The sequence below is a fragment of the Methylobacterium sp. E-005 genome (genome assembly GCF_022829725.1).
In the GTDB taxonomy this organism is placed as follows: domain Bacteria; phylum Pseudomonadota; class Alphaproteobacteria; order Rhizobiales; family Beijerinckiaceae; genus Methylobacterium.
The window spans coordinates 1-5168 of record NZ_JAKSYG010000023.1 but is presented as its reverse complement, the minus strand read 5'-3'; the positions used below and the strand labels follow the sequence as shown (position 1 = coordinate 5168).

4 protein-coding genes are annotated in these 5168 nt (G+C 60.4%); 1 reads left to right on the top strand and 3 read right to left on the bottom strand.

Going from position 1 to position 5168, the window contains the following annotated elements; translation table 11 throughout:
* A partial coding sequence (locus tag MKK88_RS01465) for a Crp/Fnr family transcriptional regulator (RefSeq protein WP_243996814.1) occupies positions 1-259 on the top strand: 259 nt, incomplete at its 5' end.
* A 957-nt stretch (positions 260-1216) separates the two neighbouring features.
* On the opposite strand, the gene MKK88_RS01460 is transcribed toward MKK88_RS01465, so the two are convergent.
* The 3 genes from MKK88_RS01460 to MKK88_RS01445 form a co-directional block, all read right to left on the bottom strand.
* Positions 1217-3070 (bottom strand): putative bifunctional diguanylate cyclase/phosphodiesterase, encoded by a 1854-nt coding sequence (locus tag MKK88_RS01460; protein ID WP_243996813.1) that lies wholly within the window; start codon positions 3068-3070, stop codon positions 1217-1219.
* A 76-nt stretch (positions 3071-3146) separates the two neighbouring features.
* Positions 3147-4619: a PAS domain-containing methyl-accepting chemotaxis protein gene (locus tag MKK88_RS33690; protein ID WP_279602012.1), complete on the bottom strand. Its 1473-nt coding sequence runs from the start codon at positions 4617-4619 to the stop codon at positions 3147-3149.
* Positions 4620-4879: 260 nt separating this feature from the next.
* A partial coding sequence (locus MKK88_RS01445) for a TspO/MBR family protein (RefSeq protein WP_243996812.1) occupies positions 4880-5168 on the bottom strand: 289 nt, incomplete at its 5' end.

Below are 5168 nucleotides of genomic sequence, written 5' to 3'. Positions count from 1 at the left end.
GCGGGTCGTAGGCTTGGTGAGCGAGGACAGCTTCGAATTCCCGATGACCCAGGATGATCTCGCTGACGCGCTGGGTATCAGCTGCGTACACGTGAACCGGGTGCTTCAGGATCTGCGAGGTCGTGGCCTGCTCGAATGGAGGCGCAAGCGCATGCGCATTCCCAACGCTGCGCGGCTGATGGATTTCGCCAAGTTTGATCCGAAGTATCTCCACCTGAACCCACGCGACGACGAGCGTCCGCTCTCGGGTACGTCGTAGACTGGCTTCTGCGGAACATCCGCTTCGGGGCCAAGGCTCAAGGTCCGCTCGCCATCCCGAGCCCAAGTTGCCGGACGGCTGACGAATGACTGCTTCGGAGAAGCGTCCATGGCGGTCCTTGCGGCTGGGTTGGGTCGGATGCGGAACAGCGGCTCGGGGTGGATATCTGCCGGTCTGCTTCTGAGCAAAATTGCCATGGAGCGGACGGTCGAAAGCGGTTGGACATCGGCATCGCCGATACAAGCGGCGAGCGCGCGCTCCCAATCAGCACTAGGAACCACTACGGCGCTACTTTCGGGCAGCCGCAAGCGCCCGGGCGAATGCCAGTATCTTCCGTCGATCCGCTGGCTGCTCTAGGCTACTTCAGATCCGCAGTAAATCCGTCGTGGCATCCATCTCGGCGTTGGTAACCGTCTATTTTATCAGGGCTGCCTTGGGTATGCCGAGCACCTTTGCGATGCGTTGAACCACATCCACCTTGCGCGATGAGGCGTAGTCATCGTCATGATAATCATCTGACACGGCGGTCTCCATTCGCGCTTCGCACGCGCCGACCGACGCACGTTCAATTTCGACTACTGTACTGAATTTTGCATACAATTTTGTTGCAATAAAGGGACATCGGAAACGTTTGAGAATTACAGCGTAGTCCTGACTGCCTATAGAGGCGCACCCAAAGCGGGCAGAAGGCGTCCCCTTCCAGCTGCGTAATGCAAAAGCGGCGACTTAATCGGCTGCGGTAGGAGTTCTGCAGCCGATCACTGCACCTCGCACAGAAAAAAGGCCGCTCCACAGAGGAGCGGCCAGTCAAGGGAGGAAACGCCCACGATGGGGCCGCACGAGTTGAGACGTGCAGCGCAGCAACGATTGTGCGGTGCGGTCACTCCGGGGCTGATAAGATATTGCACCGCCGCATTTGCCCGATCCGTTGATCGGCAGTTCAGCGGTGTAGGATAGTCATGTTGCTCGATGCGAAGAGTACCTTTTTGCGCGATTGCGCGGCGGAAGCATGAAGACGGGTTCTACCGCTGATTTCGATTGGTCGCGGTTGAGGCGATGCCACGCATCAAACTCAGCAACTGGCATCGGACGTCCAAAAAGATAGCCCTGGCTTTCGTCGCAACCCATATCACAGATCAGATCGGCCGTTTCGCGGGTTTCAATACCTTCTGCGACAACGCGGTAGCCCAGATCATGGGACAGTGTGATCATCGTCTCGACAAGATGACGTTGCCGCGCATCCCGCGCGCAACTCGCGATGAATGATCGATCGATTTTGACGACATCGACTGGAAGTGCCTGAAGGTAGGACAGCGAGCTGTAGCCAGTCCCAAAATCGTCAATGGCGAGGCGAACGCCGATGGTCGAGAACTTGCGAAGCTGCGTCAGGGCATGTTCCGCATCCTCCATAACCGCACTCTCGGTCACCTCCAGCTCTAGAGATTGAGGGGGAACACCGTATTGCGCGAGCAGGCCGGCTACGCGCTCGACAAAGTCCGGTTCGCTCAGATTGGCTGCCGAAATGTTCACGGACAATATGAGACTGACGCCCTGGGCCAGCCAGGCGGCGAGCTGCGTCAGGGCAGCGTTCATGACCCAGCTTGTCGTCGGCTTCGCGAGGGTCGTACGTTCTACAAGGGGGATGAACTCGCCTGGAGAGACGCTGCCGAGGACGGGATGAATCCAACGCAGAAGCGCCTCCGCGCCAAGACATGCGCCGGTTGCCAGGTCAACGCGGGGTTGAAACACAAGCCGAAGTTGATCGGACTCGTCCAATGCCTGGCCGAACGCATTCAAAATCTCGAAACGGCGGCGATGCAGCGCATCCTGTTCGGACGAATAGAAGCTGACCTTGGCTTCGATCAGACGGGCGTCTTGAGCCGCGCAGTGAGCGAGGCGGAGAACATCGTTTGGATCTGTCCGGCCGTATTCCAATGATGCAACACCGATGGAAACGGTGGTGACGAAGCGCGAACTTGCATCCTTGCGGATCGCGCTGAGCGTGGTGCCGAGCAACCCGAGATATGTCTTTTCTTCTGCGTCCGGCGGGGCGAGAAAGACGATCTGGCTGGCTCCGACCATATAGGCGGTTCGAGCCGGACCCAATACGGTTCTGAGTATTTGAGCCGCATCTCTAACGATTTCGTCGAGAAAACTCGAGCCCATTACTCTGGAAACGTCATTGATTTCGCTGGGAGATGCCAGATCCACAAAGACGACAAGACGCCGAGCCCCTGGCGCTTCCGTTTTCGCGAGATCGAACATGTCCTCGACGAACTGGGTCCGGTTCGGAAATCCGCTTAGGGGATCGATGCGGCCATAGGCATGCTGGAGCTCGACCTGCGCCATAACCATGGCGGCGAGATCCTTGAGCATTGCCGTTTCGGCGTCCGAGAACTGCCGTGGCTCGCTGCCCGTCACACACAATGCGCCGATAGCAAGCCCGTCATGGGTGAGCAGGGGAGCGCCTGCGTAAAAGCGGGCGCCTGCCTGAGCCAGCGGTGTGTCGCGGTAATCGAGATCCTTATCGATATCGGGCAGAACCAGAACATCGCGCGTGTCGGTCACCTCGGCGCATGGCGCACCTTCGCGCGGCATCGATGCGACGTCTATTCCGACCGTGGATTTGAACCACTGCCGATCGCTGTCGGTCAGTGAAATGGCAGCGCCCGGAAGATCGAAGACCTGGCTGGCGATCCGCGTGATGCGGTCGAAACTCTCGCTTGCCGGGGTGTCCAGCAAACGAAGGTCCTGCAGGGTGGCGAGCCTCACCGCTTCGCGTTTTGCGGCCTCATCGAATGACGACGACATGAACAGGTTCCGGGAAGAGGGGATGCCGGTCGCGCGTTACGGGTACCGGTCCGCTACGATCATCTGCATTTGAGGCTCAGGCCGCCGCCGACGCTTTCCGGACTTTGACCGTCGAGCGATCGACCTGTTCGGCCGCCTGGGCGATCGCTTCCATGCCGCCGGCCAGGGCGCTGACGCCATGCGAGGCGGTCTGCATCGAATGCGACATCTCCTGTGTCACGGCCGACTGCTCTTCGACCGCGGCCGCGATCGTCGCCGCGACCTGGTCGAGCGTGCGGATGGTGCCCTGGATCGCGCCGATGGCGTCGACGGCCTGCCGGGTTGCACCCTGTGTCGCGCCAATCTGCTCCCGGATCGTCGCGGTCGCCTTACTGGTCTGCTCGGCGAGCTGTTTGACCTCCTGCGCGACGACCGCGAAGCCGCGCCCGGCTTCGCCGGCCCGCGCCGCCTCGATGGTAGCGTTCAGCGCCAGAAGGTTCGTCTGACTGGCGATCGCCTGAATAAGGGCGACGACCTCGCCGATGCGCATGGCCTGCTCGCTGAGACCCGCTACGATCGCGCCCGTCTGCTGCGCCTGTTCGACGGCTTGTCCGGCGATCTGGGAGGCGTGCTGAACCTGTTGGCTGATCTCCAACACGGAAGCCGATAGTTCTTCCGCTCCCGAGGCGACGGTCTGAATATCGCCGGACACCTGATGGACCGTGCCGGCGGCCGCCACTGTCTGCCTGGTCACGCCGCTCACAGCCTCGCTGATCGCGTTGAGGTCCATGCTGATGGCCCGCGCCTTTTCGGCCCGTTCCTGGCGTTCATGGACCTGCGCCGTCACGTCGGTAGCGAACTTCACCACTTTCACCAGCCGTCCGTCATCGTCTCGGATCGGATTGTAGGTGGCCTGGATGAAGATCTCGCGGCCGCCTTTCGCGAGGCGACAGAACTCCCCGGCCTGGTATTCACCCTGGCCGAGCGCCTGCCAAAAGCTGCGATAGGCTGCCGTATCGCGCTCGCTGGGATGAACGAACAGGCTGTGCTTGCGGCCCTGGATTTCGTGCAACTCGTAGCCGAGGGCGGTGAGAAAGTTGGCGTTGGCATCGACGATGGTGCCGTCGGGGGCAAAGGCGATCACGGCCTGCGAGCGGTGCAAGGCGGCGACCTGCCCGTTGGTATCGATGCTGCGCGCCTTCTGTGCCGTGATGTCGGATGCAAACACCACGATATGAGTGGGCCTGTCATTGCGGCCGAGCACGGGGTTGTAGGAGGCGAGGATCCAGATCTCGCGGCCGTCCTTGGTCAGGCGCTTGAATTCGCGCGTCTGTGGTTTGCCGGCCCGAAGGTCGGACCAGAATGCCTGCCCTTCCGCACCGTCACGCTCGGCCACCGGTGTCAGAACGCTGTGCGGCTTGCCGATCAGCTCCTCACGTGTGTAACCGACGAGGCTGAGAAAATTTGCATTGGCATTGCGGATGGTGCCGTCGAGATCGAGGTCGAGACAGCCGCGCGATCGATTGATGGCGGCTGTGAGCGCGCGAAGCCTGGTCCGAAACGAAAACATAGGCTTGCCCGATCAGCGATGACGGCAGCAGTGCTGCTAGTTCCGTCAGTTCGCTGGCCGCGCCTGAAATAAACGTTAAGTTCGTCCCATCTGCGATCACAATGGCTTAATCCGACCTTAAGCTGTAACAGCGGCGGCGAACCGGAAAAAGCGCGGATCTGAATGGTATTGTACAATGGTGCAAAAATCTTGAGTTTAGCACCGGCCTTTTTGCGCAATCTGCCGATCAGCGAACCAATGGCATAGGATAGTTCGGCCGACTAATCGTTCTTTCGCCAGATCTCCTCGGCGAGCAGCGTCGCGAACGATACCCAGGCCACCAATGGAATTCCGAGCTGGCCGGCGGTCTTATCGACCTGACTGGCCGTTGCTACATAACCGACTGCGCTTGCGCCTAGGGCAGCTGATGTGACGGTGGCCCATCCCGTTGACCGCTGACCGAAAAAGACTTCGCTCCACCCGGCAATACCAACTTGGTTCGCGGCCCAGAACGCCAAAGCCGCCGTCCGCTCAGGCGATCTCTCGGCGCGAAGCAGTCGATAACCGCCA

What these genes read in the sequence shown, in the direction of transcription:
- MKK88_RS33690 (WP_279602012.1), bottom strand. Translation starts at nt 4,619, where the DNA reads ATGTTTTCGTTTCGGACCAGGCTTCGCGCGCTCACAGCCGCCATCAAT.
- MKK88_RS01460 (WP_243996813.1), bottom strand. Translation starts at nt 3,070, where the DNA reads ATGTCGTCGTCATTCGATGAGGCCGCAAAACGCGAAGCGGTGAGGCTC.